Annotated in this window: 1 protein-coding gene; it reads left to right on the plus strand. The window is 69.0% G+C overall.

The window, feature by feature from the left end; all coding sequences use genetic code 11:
* Window positions 1-203, plus strand: a 203-nt coding sequence (locus AUR65_RS07155) for a pyridoxal-phosphate dependent enzyme (protein WP_146047390.1), incomplete at both ends; no start/stop codon positions are given.

Genomic DNA, 203 nt, shown 5'->3' on the forward strand with positions numbered 1-203 from the left:
GGCGGCACGCCCCTCGTCAGGAGCCCCGGACTCGACGACGCCGCGGGCGCTCGGGTGTTCGTCAAAGACGAGGGTGAGAATCCAACTGGTGCGTACAAAGACCGCGGGAGCGCGGTGGCCGTTCCACACACCGTCGCGACCGGTGGCGACGTCGTCGGCACGGTCTCGTACGGTAACATGGCGATCAGCACCGCTGCCCACGC

This window comes from Haloferax marisrubri, from assembly GCF_001469875.2.
In the GTDB taxonomy this organism is placed as follows: Archaea; Halobacteriota; Halobacteria; order Halobacteriales; family Haloferacaceae; genus Haloferax; species Haloferax marisrubri.